Source organism: Sorangium sp. So ce362, from assembly GCF_051519845.1.
Taxonomy (GTDB): domain Bacteria; phylum Myxococcota_A; class Polyangia; order Polyangiales; family Polyangiaceae; genus Sorangium.
The window spans coordinates 11,641,341-11,658,727 of sequence record NZ_CP150332.1 but is presented as its reverse complement, the minus strand read 5'-3'; the positions used below and the strand labels follow the sequence as shown (position 1 = coordinate 11,658,727).

The 17,387-nt window shown below is 71.8% G+C and carries 14 protein-coding genes and 1 other RNA gene; 6 read left to right on the top strand and 9 right to left on the bottom strand.

The window, feature by feature from the left end; all coding sequences use genetic code 11:
• A complete protein-coding gene (locus WMF17_RS44730; RefSeq protein ID WP_437647031.1) occupies positions 1–2,055 on the top strand; it encodes an FAD-binding protein in 2,055 nt (684 codons plus the stop codon).
• Between the two features lie 22 nt (positions 2,056–2,077).
• Here WMF17_RS44730 and WMF17_RS44725 read toward each other — a convergent pair whose 3' ends face one another.
• The 5 genes from WMF17_RS44725 to rpmE form a co-directional block, all read right to left on the bottom strand.
• Positions 2,078–2,416, bottom strand: coding sequence for a histidine triad nucleotide-binding protein (locus tag WMF17_RS44725; protein ID WP_437599647.1), 339 nt, complete (start codon positions 2,414–2,416; stop codon positions 2,078–2,080).
• 93 nt (positions 2,417–2,509) lie between these two features.
• Positions 2,510–3,073, bottom strand: a complete 564-nt coding sequence (locus WMF17_RS44720) for a hypothetical protein (protein ID WP_437599646.1) — start codon at positions 3,071–3,073, stop codon at positions 2,510–2,512.
• The gene (prfA, locus tag WMF17_RS44715; RefSeq protein WP_437599645.1) at positions 3,070–4,170 is read right to left on the bottom strand and encodes a peptide chain release factor 1; all 1,101 of its coding nucleotides are present in this window, start codon (positions 4,168–4,170) and stop codon (positions 3,070–3,072) included. Before prfA ends, WMF17_RS44720 begins: the two co-directional genes overlap by 4 nt.
• Positions 4,171–4,250: 80 nt before the next feature.
• The gene (locus tag WMF17_RS44710; protein WP_437599644.1) at positions 4,251–5,366 is read right to left on the bottom strand and encodes a DUF1385 domain-containing protein; all 1,116 of its coding nucleotides are present in this window, start codon (positions 5,364–5,366) and stop codon (positions 4,251–4,253) included.
• A 300-nt stretch (positions 5,367–5,666) separates the two neighbouring features.
• On the bottom strand, positions 5,667–5,882 hold the full coding sequence (gene rpmE, locus WMF17_RS44705) for a 50S ribosomal protein L31 (RefSeq protein WP_437599643.1): 216 nt from the start codon (positions 5,880–5,882) through the stop codon (positions 5,667–5,669).
• Positions 5,883–6,437: 555 nt separating this feature from the next.
• Between rpmE and dnaK the strand changes: the two genes are divergently transcribed.
• The 3 genes from dnaK (at position 6,438) to WMF17_RS44690 (ending at position 11,250) form a co-directional block, all read left to right on the top strand.
• The gene (gene dnaK, locus WMF17_RS44700) at positions 6,438–8,354 is read left to right on the top strand and encodes a molecular chaperone DnaK (RefSeq protein ID WP_437599642.1); all 1,917 of its coding nucleotides are present in this window, start codon (positions 6,438–6,440) and stop codon (positions 8,352–8,354) included.
• Between the two features lie 203 nt (positions 8,355–8,557).
• Positions 8,558–10,582 (top strand): hypothetical protein, encoded by a 2,025-nt coding sequence (locus WMF17_RS44695; RefSeq protein ID WP_437647029.1) that lies wholly within the window; start codon positions 8,558–8,560, stop codon positions 10,580–10,582.
• 158 nt (positions 10,583–10,740) lie between these two features.
• Complete coding sequence (locus WMF17_RS44690) at positions 10,741–11,250, top strand: TraR/DksA family transcriptional regulator (RefSeq protein ID WP_437599640.1); 510 nt, start codon at positions 10,741–10,743, stop codon at positions 11,248–11,250.
• 80 nt (positions 11,251–11,330) lie between these two features.
• Here WMF17_RS44690 and WMF17_RS44685 read toward each other — a convergent pair whose 3' ends face one another.
• Both WMF17_RS44685 and def read right to left on the bottom strand, forming a co-directional pair.
• A complete protein-coding gene (locus WMF17_RS44685; protein WP_437647027.1) occupies positions 11,331–12,923 on the bottom strand; it encodes a bifunctional metallophosphatase/5'-nucleotidase in 1,593 nt (530 codons plus the stop codon).
• 33 nt (positions 12,924–12,956) lie between these two features.
• Complete coding sequence (gene def, locus WMF17_RS44680; protein WP_437647025.1) at positions 12,957–13,532, bottom strand: peptide deformylase; 576 nt, start codon at positions 13,530–13,532, stop codon at positions 12,957–12,959.
• Positions 13,533–13,638: 106 nt separating this feature from the next.
• Between def and WMF17_RS44675 the strand changes: the two genes are divergently transcribed.
• Positions 13,639–14,559 (top strand): hypothetical protein, encoded by a 921-nt coding sequence (locus tag WMF17_RS44675; protein WP_437599637.1) that lies wholly within the window; start codon positions 13,639–13,641, stop codon positions 14,557–14,559.
• A 91-nt stretch (positions 14,560–14,650) separates the two neighbouring features.
• Here WMF17_RS44675 and WMF17_RS44670 read toward each other — a convergent pair whose 3' ends face one another.
• The gene (locus WMF17_RS44670; protein WP_437647024.1) at positions 14,651–15,439 is read right to left on the bottom strand and encodes a hypothetical protein; all 789 of its coding nucleotides are present in this window, start codon (positions 15,437–15,439) and stop codon (positions 14,651–14,653) included.
• A 267-nt stretch (positions 15,440–15,706) separates the two neighbouring features.
• Between WMF17_RS44670 and ffs the strand changes: the two genes are divergently transcribed.
• Positions 15,707–15,796, top strand: an RNA gene (ffs, locus tag WMF17_RS44665) — signal recognition particle sRNA small type.
• 76 nt (positions 15,797–15,872) lie between these two features.
• Here the strand turns inward: ffs and WMF17_RS44660 are convergent.
• Positions 15,873–17,342: a hypothetical protein gene (locus tag WMF17_RS44660; protein WP_437599635.1), complete on the bottom strand. Its 1,470-nt coding sequence runs from the start codon at positions 17,340–17,342 to the stop codon at positions 15,873–15,875.
• Positions 17,343–17,387: the final 45 nt, after the last annotated feature.

The window sequence follows — 17,387 nt, the reverse complement described above, 5'->3', positions numbered from 1 at the left end:
ATGAGCTTCGAGGCCGCGATCTCGCGCGCGCTGCCGGGGATCCCGCGCAGCACGTCCCCCGTCGATCAGATCGCCTATGCCCGCGATCTCTGGCCGCGGCACCACCTCGCCGTGACGGAGGGCCGCATCGCCGAGCACCGGCCCGGGATGATCGTCTGGCCGGCGTCCACCGAGGAGGTCGCCCAGGTGGTCCGCTTCTGCGCGGACGAGGGGCTCCCGCTCGTGCCGTTCGGCGCGGGCTCGGGCGTGTGCGGCGGCGTCCTGCCGGACGACCGCACCGTCGTGCTCGACCTGAAGCGGCTCTCCCGCCGCCGCTCGCTCGATCGGCAGGCCTCCTCGGTCGAGATCGAGGCCGGCGCCCTCGGCATCCGCTTCGAGGAGGAGCTCAACGCCGAGGGCTTCACGCTCGGCCATTTCCCGTCGTCGATCCTCTGCTCGACCGTGGGCGGCTGGGTCGCTGCGCGCAGCGCCGGCCAGTGCTCCGGGCTCTACGGCAAGATCGAGGACATGGTGGCGTCGCTCGAGTGCGTCGTCGGCCGCGGCGAGGTCGTCCGCCTCGATCGGCGCGCGCACGGCCCGGATCTGACGCCGCTCCTCATCGGCAGCGAGGGCGTGCTCGGCGTGGTCACCGCCGCGACGCTCAGGCTGCATCCGGCCCCGCCGGCGCGCGCGTTCGCCGCCTTCTCCTTTCCCACCCTGGAGGCCGGATGGAACGCGATGCGGGAGATGTTCCAGGCCGGCCTTCGCCCGGCAGTCTCGCGCCTCTACGACCCGTTCGACTCCTTCATGGCCCGACTCGGCGCGGTGCGCCGGCAGCGCGCCCACGCCGGCGCCGGCGATGCGCCGTCCGAAGGGGCTGCCACGCGGGCGCGCGCCGGGCGAGGCCCCGGGGCCGGCGCCGCCGTGCTGCGCGGCCTGCTGCGCGCGCCGGGGATCCTCAACCAGGTCGTCGACACCCTCGGGTCACGCGCGCTCCGCGGCGCGACGCTCATCCTCATCTTCGAGGGCACGGCGCGCGCGAGCGCGGACGATCTCGCCCGCGCCGCGGCGATCGCCGAGCGCGGCGGGGCCAGGCCGCTCGGCGAGGAGCCGGCGCGCCACTGGCTCGCGCACCGCTACAGCGTGAGCTACCGCCAGGCGCCCGTCTTCATGGCCGGCGCGTTCAGCGACACGATGGAGGTCGCCGCGCCCTGGTCGCGCCTCGACGCCCTCTACCGGTCGGTGCGCAAGGCGCTCGGGCGCCACGTCTTCGTGATGGCCCACCTGTCCCACGCCTATCCGGACGGCTGCAGCATCTACTTCACCTTCGCCGGCAGCGCGCCGACCGTCGCGGCGGCCGAGGCGAAGTACGACGCAGCCTGGCGGGCGGCCCTGGACGCCGCGATCGACGCCGGCGGCACGCTCTCGCATCACCACGGCGTCGGCCGCAGCAAGGCGCCGCGGCTCGGCGCCGAGCTCGGCCTCGGCGTTGACGTCATCCATGCGCTCCGGGGCGTCTTCGACCCTGCCGGCATCATGAACCCTGGCAACCTGCTCCCGCGCGACGCCGCCCCCGCCGCGCGACGCCCGCTCCCGCCGCCGCCCGCGGCGCCCGTGATCGACGGCGACTCCCTGCTCGTACACGCCGCCGGCGACGCTCGCATCGGCGAGGTCGAGCGCGCCCTCGCGCAGCGCGGCCTCACCCTGGCGCTCGACGTCGACGCGGCCTCGCGCGAGCTCACGCTCGACGCGTGGATCGCGGCGGGCGCCCACGGCGCGCCCGATCCGTGGAGCGACCCGGTCGATCACCTCGTCGCCGGCTTCACCGCGCGGCTCGCGTCCGGCGGCGAGCTCGCGGTGCGGCCCGCCCCGCGGCGCGCGGTGGGCCCGGATCTCTTCGCGCTGTTCCTCGGCGTCGGCGGGCGCATCGGCGCCATCACGTCCGTGCACCTGCGCGCCCACGGCGCGTCGCGGCCCCGCGCGCTGCCGACCTCACTGCCGCGGCAGCCGCCGCTCGGCCACGCCGAGGCAGCGTGGCTCGACGCGGTGGTGAGCGCCGCCCGCGACGTTCGCTGATCGCGCCCGGTGCTGGCCGGATTCAGCCCGGGGGCCATGCCATGGGCCGTCCGCCCATGACGTGGACGTGGAGGTGGAAGACCGTCTGACCGGCGTTCGCGCCGCTGTTCACCACGGTCCTGAAGCCGCTCTCCGCGATGCCGGTCAGCTCTGCCACCCGCCGCGCGGCGAGCAGCAGCCGCCCGAGGACGGCCTCGTCCTCGGGCGCGGCCTCGGCCATCCCCGCGATGTGGCGCTTCGGAACGACGAGCACGTGCGTCGGCGCCTGCGGGTTCACGTCGTGGAAGGCGAAGACGTGCTCGTCCTCGAGCACGACCTTCGACGGGATCTCCTTGTTCACGATCTTGCAGAAGATGCACATGGTCGTCTCCTAGTACCGCGTCGTACCGCGCGTCAGAAATCCCTATCAGGATTTCTGACCGCCACCTCGCCGCGGCACGCGTGACGAGCGGAGCTAGGGCGCTTGCGTATCGCGCCGCTCCCGGTCGCGAGGCATCGTCCTGGTCGCAGGCTCCGGCTCTCCCGGCTCTCCCTGCCGAGGACTTTCCACGGCTCCGCCGTGCCCGTCGCTGGGCAGCAGCCGGGCGAGCGCGCGCTCGATCCGAGAGGTATCCGCTGGCTCCGGGAGCAGGTCGTCGGGCAACGCGGCGCCCGCCGCCGGGCTCGGCGCAGCGCCCCCGCCGTCCTGCTGCCCGGCTCGCGGGACCGCCCCGCGCGCGACCGCGATGCGGAGCACTGCGAGCTCGAGGCCGTCGAGCGCGGCGGTGCGCTTCAGCCCGAGCGATGGCACGTCGTAGGTGAGCAGCGCGCCGCCGCTCGCCTCGGGCGCGAGCCCGGCGCGGACCGCGCCGGCGACCAGCTGCCGCACGATGCTCCTGAGCAGCGCCGCCCGCCGCCGCACCCTGCGCGCTGCCGGGTCGGCGTAAAGCGAGAAGAAGCGGTTTCGCGAGAATGTGGACGGCGCCAGCACGAGCGCGACGAACAGCGCCTCCAGATCGATGGGCGGCGACGCCCTCACGTCGCGGGTCCCACCGCGCCCGCGGCCTCCGAGAGCCCGCCGCGCCGCAGGAGCTCGGCCTGACGGTGCGTGCGCAGCGCGCCGATGAGCTCGTCGAGATCCCCTTCGATGATCTTGTCGAGCTTGTGCAGCGTCAGGCCGATCCGGTGATCCGTCACCCGGTTCTGCGGGAAGTTGTAGGTCCGCACCTTCTGCGCGCGCTCCCCCGTGCCGACCATGGTCCTTCGCTCGGCGCTCTGGGCCTCCTCCTGCCGGCGCTGCTCCAGCTCGAGCAGCCGGCTCCGGAGCACCTTGAGCGCCTTCGCCTTGTTCTTCAGCTGGGAGCGCTCGTCCTGGCACTTCACGATCATGCCGGTCGGCAAGTGCTTGATCTGCACGGCGCTGTTCGTCGTGTTGACCCCCTGGCCGCCGGGGCCCCCCGACGCGGCGATCGAGATCTCCAGGTCCTTGTCGTCGATGTGCACGTCGACCTCGTCCGCCTCGGGCAGGACGGCGACGGTCGCGGTCGAGGTGTGGATGCGCCCCTGCGTCTCCGTCGAGGGGACGCGCTGCACGCGGTGAACGCCGCCCTCGTAACGGAGGTGGGAGAAGACGTCCTGCCCCGTGATCAGCGCCGCGACCTCCTTGTAGCCACCGGCCGAGGCCTCGCTCAGGTTGAGCACCTCGACCTTCCAACGCTTCGTCTCCGCGTAGCGGCAGAGCATGCGGAAGAGGTCGGCGGCGAACAGCGCCGCCTCCTCGCCGCCCTCGCCGCTCCGGATCTCGATCACGGTGTTTCGCGTCTCGTTCGGGTCCTTCGGCAGGAGGAGCACCTCGAGCTCACCGGCGAGCCGCTCCCGCTCGAGCTCGAGCTCGGGCAGCTCCGCCTGGACGAGCTCGGCCAGGTCGGGATCGTTGAGCGCCTCCCGGTCCTCGGCGATGCGGCGCTCGACGTCCCGCAACCGAGCGAAGGCGGCGACCACCGGCTCGAGCTCGGTCCGCTCGCGGTTGAGGCGCTGGAGCTCGGCGGGCGCGGAGAGCACCGCAGGGCTGCACATGAGGTGATCGAGTTCCTGGAAGCGGCGCTGGACCGCCTCGAGTTTCGCGATAGGTAGCATCTGCAATCCGAAGACGGCGCGGAGTTGGACGGCGGCGACGAGGCGTGCGGCGGCGAGGCGTGCGGCGGCGGCGGTGCGCGCTAGCCGGGGGCGCCAGCGTAGCCGGGGTCGGCGAGCAGCTTGGAGTAGTCCTCGAACACCCGATCCGGCTGGGCCGGCGCGGCCACCGACTCCTCCCGCCAGAGCGTCGCGCGGAGCGAGGCGAGGGCGACCTCCAGCTGCGCATCGTCGGGCTCCGCCGTCGTGATCTTCTGGACCAGGAACCCCGGCCAGAGCAGCGCACGGAGCGGACCGGTGGTGCAGTAGCGCGCGAAGATCCGCTGGATCTCGAAGGTCACCGCGGCGATGAGCGGGAGGAACGGCAGCTTCATCAGGAAGAAGCCGACGCTCTCGACGAACCGGCCGCCGGGCAGCTTGGGCAGGAACGCCCCGAGGGACGCCCCGGCCACCGAGAACACCACGATCGACACGAGCGCCACCATGACCAGGAACGTCGTCCCGCAACGAGGGTGCATGGCCGTCTTCCGGCGCGCGTTCTCGACCTCGAGCGCCTCGAGCGCCTCGTAGGTGGAGATCGCCTTGTGCTCCGCCCCGTGGTACTGGAAAACGCGCCGAACCTCCGAGATCTGGCGGATCAGGAGGAGGTAGGTGACGACGATGGCCAGCTTCGCCACGCCCGTGATCGCCTGGAACCCCGGCGACGTGACCTCCAGCCCGAGGCCCAGGAGCTTGTTGACCAGCTCGGCGCCGGCCTGAGGCGCCGCCACGAAGAGCAGGACCGCGAAGAGGATCGGGATCACGCCCATCCCCCCTCCCCGCTTCTTCCCGTCCGCGCCGCCTGCGCCCGGGCTGCCCGAGATCTGCGCGGGCTCCGCGTCCTGCGTCGCGATCGCGGCCATGCTGAGCGCCAGCGAGGTGAGGGTCGCTCCGCTCGCCTGTCCGGCGCTCGCTCGCTTGGACGCCGGGCCCTTGGCCGCGGCCGCCTCTTCGGCCGAGAGATCCTGCTCGTAGAGGTCCGCAGACCACCGGAGCGCCTGGGACCCGAGGCGCAGCGACTCCACGAGCGTCGCGACCCCCCGCACGAAGGGCCAGGTGCGTGGCCCCTTCGAGACCGCGGTCATCGGCTGCTCGCGCACGACGAGCTCCCCCGAGCGGCGCCGGCAGACGATGGCGACCGAGCTCGGCGATCGCATCATGACCCCTTCAATCACCGCTTGGCCGCCGATATACGGACGTGCAGGCTGATCGCTCATACGCGTTCCAATCTAGCGCATAACGCGGCTGGCGCACCGCGCCCGGCCGACCAGCGCCGCGAATGTGGATGGGCGACGTCGTCCGCCGCGCGACGTCTCGGCCGCCCGCCTGCGCGGCTCGGCCGCTCGCGAGACGCGGCGCGCTCGAGGCGCGCCGAGCCGTCCGCCACGCCCCGGGCGGGCGCGGCGTGACGGACGTGCCTGAAAAGGAGGGATGTCGGGGATGTCGGGTCGGGCGGACGATCAGCCCGCCGGCTTGGCAGCGGTCCCGTACTTCCTGCGGAAGCGATCGACGCGGCCGGCGACGTCCATGATCTTGTGCTTGCCCGTGTAGAACGGGTGGCAGGCGGAGCACACGTCGGTGGTAAAGCTGCCGCGGGTGGAGCGGGTCTCGACGATGGCGCCGCACGCGCAGGTGATCGTGGAGTCCTTGTACTCGGGGTGGATGCCGGGCTTCATGGTGAGTCCTTCGGGTGTTGCGAGGGAGGGCGCCTATAGCTCAGCGCGTCTCGGACCGCAAGAAACCCCTCCGGCGCGCCGCGCTTCCATCTCCCCGGCCGGTGTCTCCCGGACCGGGCGTCCGGCGCGGGATGCGCGGCGAGATGCATGAGAAAAGAGCGGCCGGAGAGATCCTGGCGTAGCCGGCGGAGCCCGCCGCTCCGTACCAGCACATCGGACCGGGACACCGGCACGAAGCGCTGGGCAGCACGGAGGGGTGGACGACCTACCTGCGGCTCGGGGTCGCTCCGGTCAAGGGCCGGGGGCCGGGCCGGGCCGCGCGCACGGCAATTGCTAGAGGCGGCGTTGACGCTCGGGTGCACATGGTTAGTTTCGCGGTCGCGGGCCAGCGAGCTCGCGAAATTCGGCGAAAGTATCCGGATTCCCAGCGGTTTTTGACGGCTCTGGAGCAGGGGCTCGCGGCAGCTGTCAGCCGAGCCCTGCTGGCCGGTCGGGTCTTCTCGCCCCCGCGGCTACCAGGCCGTCGCGCAAACACTTCTCGGAGGGTTCAACGTCATGGGCAAGATCATCGGCATCGATCTCGGCACGACCAACAGCGTCGTCGCGGTGATGGAGGGCAAAGAGCCCAAGGTCATCGTGAATGAGGAAGGCTCACGCCTCACGCCGTCCGTCGTGGCCTGGGACGACAAGGGCGAGGTGCTCGTTGGACAGATCGCCAAGCGCCAGGCGGTCACGAACCCCACCAACACCATCTACTCGGTCAAGCGCTTCATGGGGCGCCGGTTCGAGGAGGTGCAGGAAGAGTCGAAGCGCATCCCGTACAAGGTCAGCAAGGGCAAGAACGGCGACGCCTCGATCGAGGTGCGCGGCAAGCAGGTCTCGCCGCCCGAGGTCTCGGCGAAGGTCCTGCAGAAGCTGAAGAAGGCCGCGGAGGACTATCTCGGCGAGAAGGTGACCGAGGCCGTCATCACCGTGCCGGCCTACTTCAACGACGCGCAGCGGCAGGCCACCAAGGACGCCGGCCGCATCGCCGGGCTCGAGGTGAAGCGCATCGTCAACGAGCCCACGGCGGCCGCGCTCGCGTACGGGCTCGACAAGAAGAACGAGCAGGTCATCGCCGTCTACGACTTCGGCGGCGGCACGTTCGACATCTCGATCCTCGAGGTCGGCGACAACGTCGTGCAGGTCATCTCGACCAACGGCGACACCCACCTCGGCGGCGACGACGTCGACCACCTCGTGATGGACTGGCTCGCGGCCGAGTTCAAGAAGGACACGGGCATCGACGTCTCGAACGACAAGATGGTCGTGCAGCGGCTCAAGGACGCCGCGGAGCAGGCGAAGATCGAGCTGTCGAACGTGCAGGAGACGACGATCAACCTGCCGTTCTTGACCGCGGACGCCTCGGGGCCGAAGCACCTCCAGAAGCAGCTCACCCGGGCGAAGCTCGAGCAGATGATCCGGCCGCTCATCGACCGCACGCTCGAGCCGACCCGCAAGGCGCTCGCCGACGCGAAGAAGACGCCGCAGCAGATCGACGAGATCGTCCTCGTCGGCGGCTCGACCCGCACCCCGCTCGTCCAGGAGACGGTCAAGAAGTTCTTCGGCAAGGAGCCGCACAAGGGCGTGAACCCGGACGAGGTCGTGGCCGTCGGCGCCGCGGTCCAGGCGGGCGTGCTCTCGGGCGAAGTGAAGGACCTCGTGCTGCTCGACGTCACGCCGCTCTCGCTCGGCGTCGAGACGCTCGGCGGCGTGATGACCGTGATGATCTCGAGGAACACCACGATCCCGACGCAGAAGAAGGAGATCTTCTCGACCGCGACCGACAGCCAGCCGAGCGTCGAGGTCCACGTCCTCCAGGGCGAGCGCACCGAGGCCCGCTACAACCGGACCCTGGGCCGCTTCCACCTGGAAGGGATCATGCCGGCGCCCCGCGGCGTCCCGAAGATCGAGGTGACGTTCGACATCGACGCGAACGGCATCCTCTCGGTGCACGCCAAGGACACCGCCACCGGCAAGGATCAGCGCATCACGATCACGGCGTCGGGCGGCCTGAAGGAAGACGAGATCAACCGGATGGTCAGCGAGGCGGCGTCGCACGAGGCCGAGGACAAGCGGCGCCGCGAGGAGATCGAGCGGCGCAACAAGCTCGACAACCTCTGTTACACGCTGGAGAAGACGATCAGCGAGAACAAGGACAAGCTGCCGGAGGGCGACGTCTCGGCGCTGAACGGGATCATCGCCGAGGGCCGGTCGGCCATCGAGAAGCAGGACGACGCGGCCGTGACCACGGCGCTGGAGCGGCTCGAGAAGGAGGCGCACCGGATCGCGAGCGTCATGTACGAGAAGGCCGGCCCGCCGCAGGACGGCGGGGGCGCCGCGCCCGGCGCTCCGGGAGGCCAGCCGCCCCCGCCCGCCGGCGGCAAGGGGAAGGATTCGGTCATCGACGCGGAGTTCGAAGAGTCGAACTGATCGCCGCGAGGTGAGCGCTCCTCTCCTCGACGGGCGTAACTGACGCAACGAGAAACGAGCGCGGCTTCGTCCGCGCTCGTTTGCATTTGCGTGGCGCGCCTCGAGCCCCGGAGCCGGAGGTCGGCGCGGACCGCCGTACTCCCCCCCACCGCGCTCTCCTTGGGCGTCGACTCGGATGTCCGGGAGCCGTATAACCGGCGCCCATGCGAACCCTCCTGCCGCTCGCCACCCTGGTCCTGATGGCCGGTCCCGTCGCCTGTGGGCCGTCCCCCACGCCTGCCGCGCCGACAGGAGGACAGGGAGAGGTCAAGGTCGGACCTCCCCAGGCCGCGAGCCCCGCGTTCGATTTATCCCCCGTCGCCGAGCCCGCCGACATCGTGGGCGTGCTCCGCTGGAGCAACCCGGCGGCCACGCTGTCGAGCGTCGCCACCTGCGCCGGGCTGCCGCCGGCGCTCGCCGAGGCGGGCGCGCAGGGGCTCTCCGCGGGCGTCCTGAGCGAGCTCGTGAGCCCCTCCATCGACACGAACCAGCTCGCCGCGGTGCTCGCGCTCGACGCGCCGGTGCACCTCATCGTCGCGCTCGACGACAGCTCGAAGCGGGGCAACCCGGTCGCGGCCGTGTCGCTCGGGCTCACGTCGCTGGAGCGGGCCAGGGGCGCGCTCGAGACCGGCGCCACCCTCACCGAGGTGAAGCCGGGCATGTGGAAGATCGGCGGCAAGGAGCGCGCGTCGTCGAGCTGCTTCCTCGCCGCGTCCGCGGGCTCGACGCCGGCGCGGCTCCTCTGCGGCGATCGGGACCGGGATGTGACGACCCTCGGGCCTTACCTCGCGCGCACGCTGCCGACGCTCGCGCCCGAGGCGCGCGACATCCACGGCGAGGTCCGCTTCGTCCCGCTCAGCGCGAAGTACGGCGACATGGCCAAGCAGCAGCTCGGCGGGCTCCCGATCCTCGCGCAGAGCCAGCTCTCGATCGGGCAGCCCCAGTTCGACCGGGCGCTCACCGACGCGACCACCGCCGTCCAGGGAGAGCTCGAGGCGCTGATCAACGACGCGAGCAGGGCGGTCGTCGATCTCCAGGTCGACAACCAGTCCTGCGTGAACCTCACCGCGGCCCTGGAGCTGCGGGGCCAGTCGTCGTGGCTGGCGAAGACGATGGCCGACAGCGCGGACCGCGCCGGGCCCGCGCCGGCGCTCTACTGGCGCGCGCCGAAGGACAGCCACGGCGCCTTCTTCGACCACGGCTACGACCCGGCGCACTACGGCGGCATCCTGAAGACGCTGGGCGCGATGCTCGAGGGGTGGCTCGAGAAGGAGAAGATCGGAAAGCCCGCCGATCGCAAGGCGCTCGCCGACGTCCTCTCGCTGCCGATCAACCAGGCGCCCAGCGTGTCCGCCCACGGGTACTTCGACGCGCTGCCTGCCGCCGCGAAGGCCGGGAAGCCGTCGCCGAACCAGGTGTTCGACAGCATGATGGGCGGCTTCGTCGGCTGGAACCTGTTCGGGTTCGAGGAGGCGCCCGACACGTACATCAAGTACCTGAAGAACGTCGTCACCGCCTACAACACGCCCGCGCTGCGCAAGCGGCTCCCGGAGCTCGACATCGATCCGAAGGAGCTGCCGACGGTCAAGACGGTGCAGGCGCCGAAGGAGCTCGGGACGAAGTCGCTCGCCGTCGAGATCCAGATCACCAAGGAGCTGCCGTCGCTCGACGGCGACGCAGAGCCGGCGCCCTCCGGCAAGGCCAAGCCGAAGCCCAAGATGACGGTGACGCTGCACCTCTTCCTCATGGGTGAAGAGAAGACGACGTGGATCGCGTTCGGGCCCGACAAGCGCGAGCTGCTGCGGCGGCTCGCCACGGTGAAAGCGGGCGCCCCCGACACCGAGACGCTCGCGTCGCGCCCAGGGCTCGAGAAGCTGAAGACTGGAAAGTTCGTCTCGGGTGGATTCTCGACGCTCGCCCCGATCACCCGCACGCTCCAGAGCGTGCTCACGACGCTGGACAGTTCCGGCGCGGCGCCGGTCGCGCTGCCCCCGGAAGCCCGGCGCTTCGGCGAAGCGCTGGCAAAGCTCCCCCATAAAGGGGAAGGGCTGATGTTCCTCACGACGCAGGGCCGGGGGGGCGCCGCGCCGCGCGCCGAGCTCTCGATCAACGTGTCGAAGCCCGTGCTCGAGGACATCGGCGCGCTCCTCGCGACGGGGCTCCAGATGGCCGGCATCACGAAGCCATAAGCCCCCGGATGCGCTATCACAGGCAGGAGCCCAGCCCGGTACGGCCGCTCCTGCTCGGTCGTGTCCTCCGGACGACGCGCGCAGCGCGTGCGTCGTCCGCCCACGTTCAAGACCGGTACGCGAATTGCCCAGCTGCTTTGAGAGATGAGAGGAAACAAATGAACAACCGTGAAGGTGCGAATCGCGACGGAACGAGCCCGGAGCGGCCGGAGATGTCCGGAAACGCCACGACGGCAGCCCCCATGCCGAGGCCGCCCGTGCGCCGCGCGGCGCCCGATACGGACGACTCCGATCTGCCCGAGCTGGCGCCGGAGCAGCTCAGCGAGCTCAAGCAGGCGCTCGAGGAGCGCCGGGCGAGCCTCGTCGCCAACATCGATGAGCGACAGCACGCGGAGCGCGACGTCTCGCGAGAGGTGGGTGACGAGATGGACGAGGCCAACGCCGAGGGCGCGACCTCGCTGACATCGAAGCTCCTGGAGCGCGATGTCCGGGTGCTCGCCGAGATCGACCGCGCGCTCGTCAAGATGAAGGAAGGGACGTACGGGATGTGCGAGGGCACCGGCGAGCCCATCGGCTATCGCCGCCTCAAGCTGCGCCCGTGGGCGCGCTACAGCGTCGCCTACCAGGAGCAGATCGAGCGCGAGGAGCGGACCGGCGGCGGCTCCTGAGCCCACCCTGCCAGCGCACGTCCCGCGCCCGCGTCAGCGCTGGTCGAGGGACGTGCGGCAGGACGCCAGCTAGACGCTAGCTAGCGGAAGCGCGCGTCCAGCGGAGCGCTCGAGCTCGTGCCGAGCGCCTGGGTCCACGCGATCACCGGCGCACGCCAGTCAAGACCCGTCCAGCGCGGCGAAGGATCCTGGGCCTGGAAGCGAAAGCCGTCCCCACCGTAGTAGAGGAAATCGATCGTCGCGACGGTGTAGCGGCGGTCCTCGTCCAGCAAGCGCCCATCGTACAGGGCATAGCGACCGCCGGCCGATGGCGATAGGCCGACGAGCACCGCATCGCGGTGGCGGAGCGTCTCGAGGATGTCGCTGCCCCGGAGCGAGCAGATGACCAGCTTGTTGTCGAACGGGAGGACGGAGAACACCGTTGCTTTCGTGATCGGTCCCCTGGGGACGGCCTGCCGGATACCGTCCTTGTTCAGGATCGCGAGATCGACCCCGAGCTGATCGCGCCACGCCCCTGCGATCCAGCGCTGGATCTCGGCGGAGTCGCGCTCCATTCCGTCGCTCGAATACCCGATCTGCTCGCCGAGCGCGGCGTCCAGCGCGCGCTGCCAGCCTGCGGTGGCCTTGACGAGCGCCTCGTCGGGCGGGACCGCGGGCGCGCCCTCCGGGTGGGCCACGTCGACCACCTCCGTGGAGGCCGACACCACGCGCTGCTGCAGCGGACGACGCGGATCGATCTCGAGCGAGACACGGGCGTAGCTGCGCATCCGCCAGCCGGGGTTGACGAGCGGGACGCCGCCCACGCGCAGCTCGGTCTTCCTGTGGCAATGCCCGGCGCCGACGAACGACAGGCGCCACTCGGGGTGACGCGCGAGGATCGGCTCGAGCACGTCCTGGCACTCGTGGGCGACGAGCACGAGCGCGTCCGGCTCGGCGCGCCACGCCTCGGGGATGGCGCGCGCGAGCGCCGCTTCCTCGCCCTCGAAATCGAGGCCTTCGAAGCGGCTCGCCGTCGCGGCCTCGCGGGTGCGCGCCGTCGCCAGGCCGACGACGCCGATGCGCAGGCCGCGCCGCTCGAACACGGCGAAGGAAGGCAGCGCGAAGGCGGAGAGCGCTGGATCCGTCACGCGCAGGTTCGCCGCCAGGTAGGTGGCCCGGGACCGTGTCCTGTTGTGGAGGAAGGCGCCCCTGCCGAAATCGAACTCATGATTCCCGAAGGCCGACGCGGCGTAGCCCATGCGCGCCATCGCATCGGCCATCGGCGCCCCCATGAAATAGGAAGAGATCGCGGGGCCGGTCCAGTTGTCGCCGCCGGAGAGCGCGAGCGTCGACGGGTCCTGGCAGGCGGACAACGGAGGGAGACGAGGCGAAGCCCCGGGCGCCGGGCCAGCGCAATGGCCCTCGCGCGAGATCCACACGGCCAGCATCTCGGCCGCGCCGCCGAGCACCGTGTCCTTCTCGGTGGTGGGCAGGAGCCACCCGTGCTCGTCGGTCGTGTAGAGAAGGGTGATCGCCGCCGGAGCGCGCTCGGCCGGAGCCGGCGCCTTCGCGGCGGACGTGGTCGCCTCCCTGGGGTCGCACGCGGCCAGGGACAGGAGGACGTACGCGCCGAGCGAGAGCGCGACGATCCCGCGCGCTGCGCGGGATCGTCGCGCCGCCGGCGCAGCGCTCACGGGCATCGACCAGGCTCAGCGCGGCGAAGCACCTCAGCCGCCCATCCGCTGGATGAACGGGACGATGCGCTCGATGAAGGGCTGCTTGTGGTAACGATCGAACTCCGCCCAGGTGCAGAGCGTGCGGGGATCCTTCACGCGATCGACGAAGAGCACGCCGTCGACGTGGTCCTTCTCGTGCTGGAAGGTGCCCGCCGACAGCCCGCGCACGACGCGATCGATCGGCTTCCCGTCGCGATCCAGGCCGGTCAGCCGGATCTCGGTGGCGCGCTCGACAACGCCCCTCAGGTTCGGGACGCTCAGGCAGCCTTCGTAGTTCTCGAACGTCTCCTGCGTGAGCGGCTCGATCGCCGGATTGACCACGATCGTGAGCGGGATGTTCGGCTTGTACGGATACCGCGGGTTGTTCTGCACCTCGACCGCGAAGATCCGCACCGACGCGTGGACCTGCGTGGCGGCGATGCCCGCGCCGTTCGCGTCGCGCATCGTCTCGACAAGGTCGTCGATGAACGCCTGCATGGCAGGAGAGGAGAGCTCTTCCAGCGTGACGTCGCGCGCTCGCTGCCTGAGGACGGGGTTGCCGATGTGGGCGATTTTCAGGAGCGTCACGCCGCGATCGTACCATACGCGCGCGCCGGCGACCCGGCCTGCCACGGCTTCCGTTCACGCGCCCGACCATGCGGCGCGCGGCAGCGTCGGCTATGGAGAGGGGGCCATGCACGACTTCCCCGACGAGCCGCACGTCCCCGCGCAGCAGCAGGCGAACGCCGTCATGCACCTCCGCTTCGAAGACGTCAGCCAGAGCGGACGGGTGATGCTGGACGCGCTGCCGCACGGCCTCGGACCCGCGGTCTGGAAGCTCATGCGAGCGAGCCCCATCGAGGCGCTGATGACCACGCAGGGGATCATCCCGATCCTCAGCCGCCTCATCATCGAGGGCGGCGACGGCCCGATCGCGGCGCGGGAGCCGCTGCAGCTCGAAGGCCGCTACCAGCTCGCGCACACGGAGGACGCCGCGTCCGAGGTGAACCGGCTGATCCTGGCCATGTGGCTCTCGGCCACCGCGCGCCGCAGCCGGACCTACGGCCCACCGCCGCCCGGCGCCGGCGAGCCGATCCAGGTCGGCCGCGTGTTCGCGGAGCACGTCTTCACGCGGCCCTTCGCCGAGCCCGGGGCGCGCAAGGTGCTGCGCTTCGACTCGCCGGACCTGCCGCCGGTGCCGGCGGAGCGCTACGCGTGGCGCTCGCCGGAGGCGCTGATGGGCCTGCCGGCGGGCGCGGAGCCGTTCGACGCGGAGCCGACCCTGGATCCGGTCTCCGTCGCGTTCGGCCTGGATCACACGGACGCGAACCAGCACGTGAACTCGCTCGTGTACCCGCGGCTCTTCGCGGAGGCCGCGCTCCGACGCCTCGCGGCGCACGGGCACAGCACGGCGGTGCTCGCCCGAAGGGTCGAGGTCGCCTACCGCAAGCCGTGCTTCGCGGGCGCGCGGGCGAGGATCGTGCTGCGCACGTTCGCGATCGACGGCGCGCTCGGCGCGCTCGGCGCGTTCGTGCCGGCTCCGCCGGAAGACGCCGCGAGCGCAGCCCCCGACGCGCGCGCCTACTGCACCCTCCGCACGCTGTTCCAGGGCTGAGCGGGCCCTCGGGCGAGCGCGCCGCCGCCTCGAGAGAGCGGCGGCCCGGGTCGGCGCTGCGCGCGCGGCCCGCGCGCGGCGACCGGGCGCGCTACGCGCTTACCGGGCGGGGGAGGCCGGCGCGGTCGGCGATCTCGTCGTGGAAGGCGCGGAACGTCGACTCCTGCGGCCACGAGGGCGCGTCGGCGAGGAGCTCTCCGACGCGGGTGAGCTCGCCCTCGTCGATGGCGATGACGGCGGCGGCGTAGCGCATGGCCCAGAAGACGAGCGGGCTGACCTCGCTCGCGCGCTCCAGCAGCGCGCGATCGCCTGGCACGCTCGTGTGCGCGAAGGCGCGGGCGAGCGCGCCGGCGGCCACCCGCAAGGTGACCACCCGGTCGCGGAACGGAGCGCTGACCTTCGGGAGCGGGAGGCGCTCCAGACGACCGGCCCGATCGAGGGCCGTGTCGAGATCGCCTTCGAACGTGCAGAGGAGCGTGTCCACGAAGAGCCGGTGCTCCAGGGCCGCCTCCCACGCCGGCCCCCGCTCGGCAGCCGCCATGGCCGCCCGCGCCTTCTCGACCCAGCCGTAGGCAGCGAACGCCGTCGCCGTCATGAGCGGAGCCATCGTGGCGGGGTGCGGGATGCGGTGCAGCGTCGGCGACCAGCGCTGCAGCACCGAGCGCACATCGCCCGAGCGGAGCAGCCTGCGCAGCTTGCGGCGAGCGAGCCAGCGGGCCGCAGCGAACGCGAGGACCACGCTCAGCACCGCCATCATGATCACCGGCTGCTGCCAGGTGAACTGGAGCGCGGCCGCCGCCAGCGCTGCAGAGCCGGTGAAGAGCAGCACCGAAATCAGCCGGCTGCCCCGTCCCTCGTCCTTGGAATCGAACGGATCCACGACACTTCCAAGCGTACGGGGCTTCCCGTACGAGGCAAGTCCCGTGCGACGCCCGCTCCGGCGCCGTCGTACGTCGTTCCCGCTCTCTGAATTGCACTCCGACTGCAGTCCGATGGCACCTGGAGGAGCCCCCGGGGAGGAGGCGCGGAGTTCGCCACGGAGCCGCGACGCCCGCAGCCACGAAACACCGCCGCGCGCTCCATGGGGCTCGACACGGCGCGGAGGTTCGACTACGAAGTCCGTGCGTCAGGCGACAGCGCCTGGACTTCATGGGTCCGCCGACAGCGCGCCGTGAACCCCGCCAGGCCCGGAAGGGAGCAACGGTAGCGGAAAGCGAGTGTGGCGGGCCCACTTGCTTTTTGTGGGCTCGATACTCTCCCGCACCCACCTGGGGCGCGGTCCCGGAGCCCGACGCCGTGGCGCTGCCTGCCGATCAGGGGGCTTCGAGCGCCGCCGGCGCGAGGGGCGCGACGGGCACGGAGAAGAGCGCGTCCGGGCTCGTCGTGATGCGCGGGACATCCGTGGCATGCAGCGGGCTGACGCCGCCGGCGGGCAGGCGCTGCTGCACGATGCCCGCCACCTCGTCGCCGCCCTCCAGCGTGACGGCCGCGATGCGGCTGTCCGGGCCGACGTCGCCGTCGATGAGCACGCTCGCTCGGCGCGACGGGCTGACGGATGGATTGCTGGACTCGAGCCCGTTGCCGCTCAGGACGAGCCCGGAGATCGACGCCTGCGCCCGCTCCTGCCAGCTCACGCCGTCGCCCACGACCTCCTGGGAGTGCTCGCCGCCCGCGCTCACCACGGCGGAGTCGGCGAAGGTCCCGGCGATGCGCATGCCGTCGATGATGATGCCGCGCGCGTCGCCGCTCATCCCCAGGCCGATGGCCCTGTTCTTCTCGAGGACGCCCCCCCGGAGCGCGACGGCCTGCTCCGGCGTCGTGTTCTGGATCCAGATCCCGGGCTGGTTGCCGCTCACCTCGAAGCCCTCGCCGTCGAGGCCAAGGGACGCGCTCGCGCGATCGATCAGGAGACCGAACCCGCTGTTGTCGGCGACCCTGAGGGCCGCCGCGTCGAGGATCGAGCAGCCGGACACCGAGACGCCGCCGCTCGGGTCGAACCCGCTCAGGCCATTGCCGCTCACCTCGACGCGGGACATCGCGGCGCGCACCCCGACGAGCGACACGCCGATCACCTTGTTGTCGCGGAGGATCGCGTCCTCGACCTCGAGCTCCACCTGCGCCTCGCAGTCGCATCCGCCGGTGCACTGCGCCCAGAGACCCGGACCCCGCGAGCCGGAGACGATGGACCGCACAACGGAGACGCGGTCGGCGTCGAACGCGCTCAGGCCGTAGCGCGCCGAGCCCTCGATCGCCGACTCGACGACGTCGAGCCACGCGCCGAGGCCGAGCGTCACGCCGTCGGACGCGCTCCCGGTGACGCGCACCGCCTCGATCCGCACCCGCGCGCCGGCCGCGAGCGCCACGCCGCCCTCTCGCACCGTGAGCCCGCGGAGGACCGCGCCGTCGCCGGCCGCGAGCGAGACCGCCGCCACCGACACGGAGCCGGCGCCCCGGCCCAGCAGGCTCACGCCGGGAGGCAGAGCGACCGGGCCATAGACGCCGGGGCCGAGCGCGATGCACGCCCCGGGTCGAGCCGCGTCGGCGGCCGGCGAGAGCGCCGCGTCGCCCGCGATCTCGATCACCTCGGCGCAGTCGACGGAAGCGGCGCAGAAGTCGCCGTCGCAGAGCGCTCCGGCGGGGACGCCGATGCACGCGCCGGAGGCGGCGCGCGCGCCCGGGCACGCGCCCGTCGGTTCAGGGTCCGACGCGCACCCGAGCGCCGCCGGGCCGAGCACGGCCGCGGCGGTCAAAACGAGGGCTGCCTGATTCCAAGCCTTGATCATGACGAACGTCTCCCACGCGGCACGCCGCGCTACCTGACCAGAAAA

Bases quoted from the DNA above. Each gene is read 5' to 3' on its own strand.
- prfA (WP_437599645.1), bottom strand. From the start codon at position 4,170: ATGCTACCTATCGCGAAACTCGAGGCGGTCCAGCGCCGCTTCCAGGAA.
- WMF17_RS44675 (WP_437599637.1), top strand. From the start codon at position 13,639: ATGCACGACTTCCCCGACGAGCCGCACGTCCCCGCGCAGCAGCAGGCG.
- WMF17_RS44730 (WP_437647031.1), top strand. From the start codon at position 1: ATGAGCTTCGAGGCCGCGATCTCGCGCGCGCTGCCGGGGATCCCGCGC.
- WMF17_RS44725 (WP_437599647.1), bottom strand. From the start codon at position 2,416: ATGTGCATCTTCTGCAAGATCGTGAACAAGGAGATCCCGTCGAAGGTC.
- WMF17_RS44690 (WP_437599640.1), top strand. From the start codon at position 10,741: ATGAACAACCGTGAAGGTGCGAATCGCGACGGAACGAGCCCGGAGCGG.
- rpmE (WP_437599643.1), bottom strand. From the start codon at position 5,882: ATGAAGCCCGGCATCCACCCCGAGTACAAGGACTCCACGATCACCTGC.
- dnaK (WP_437599642.1), top strand. From the start codon at position 6,438: ATGGGCAAGATCATCGGCATCGATCTCGGCACGACCAACAGCGTCGTC.
- WMF17_RS44710 (WP_437599644.1), bottom strand. From the start codon at position 5,366: ATGATGCGATCGCCGAGCTCGGTCGCCATCGTCTGCCGGCGCCGCTCG.
- WMF17_RS44660 (WP_437599635.1), bottom strand. From the start codon at position 17,342: ATGATCAAGGCTTGGAATCAGGCAGCCCTCGTTTTGACCGCCGCGGCC.
- WMF17_RS44695 (WP_437647029.1), top strand. From the start codon at position 8,558: ATGCGAACCCTCCTGCCGCTCGCCACCCTGGTCCTGATGGCCGGTCCC.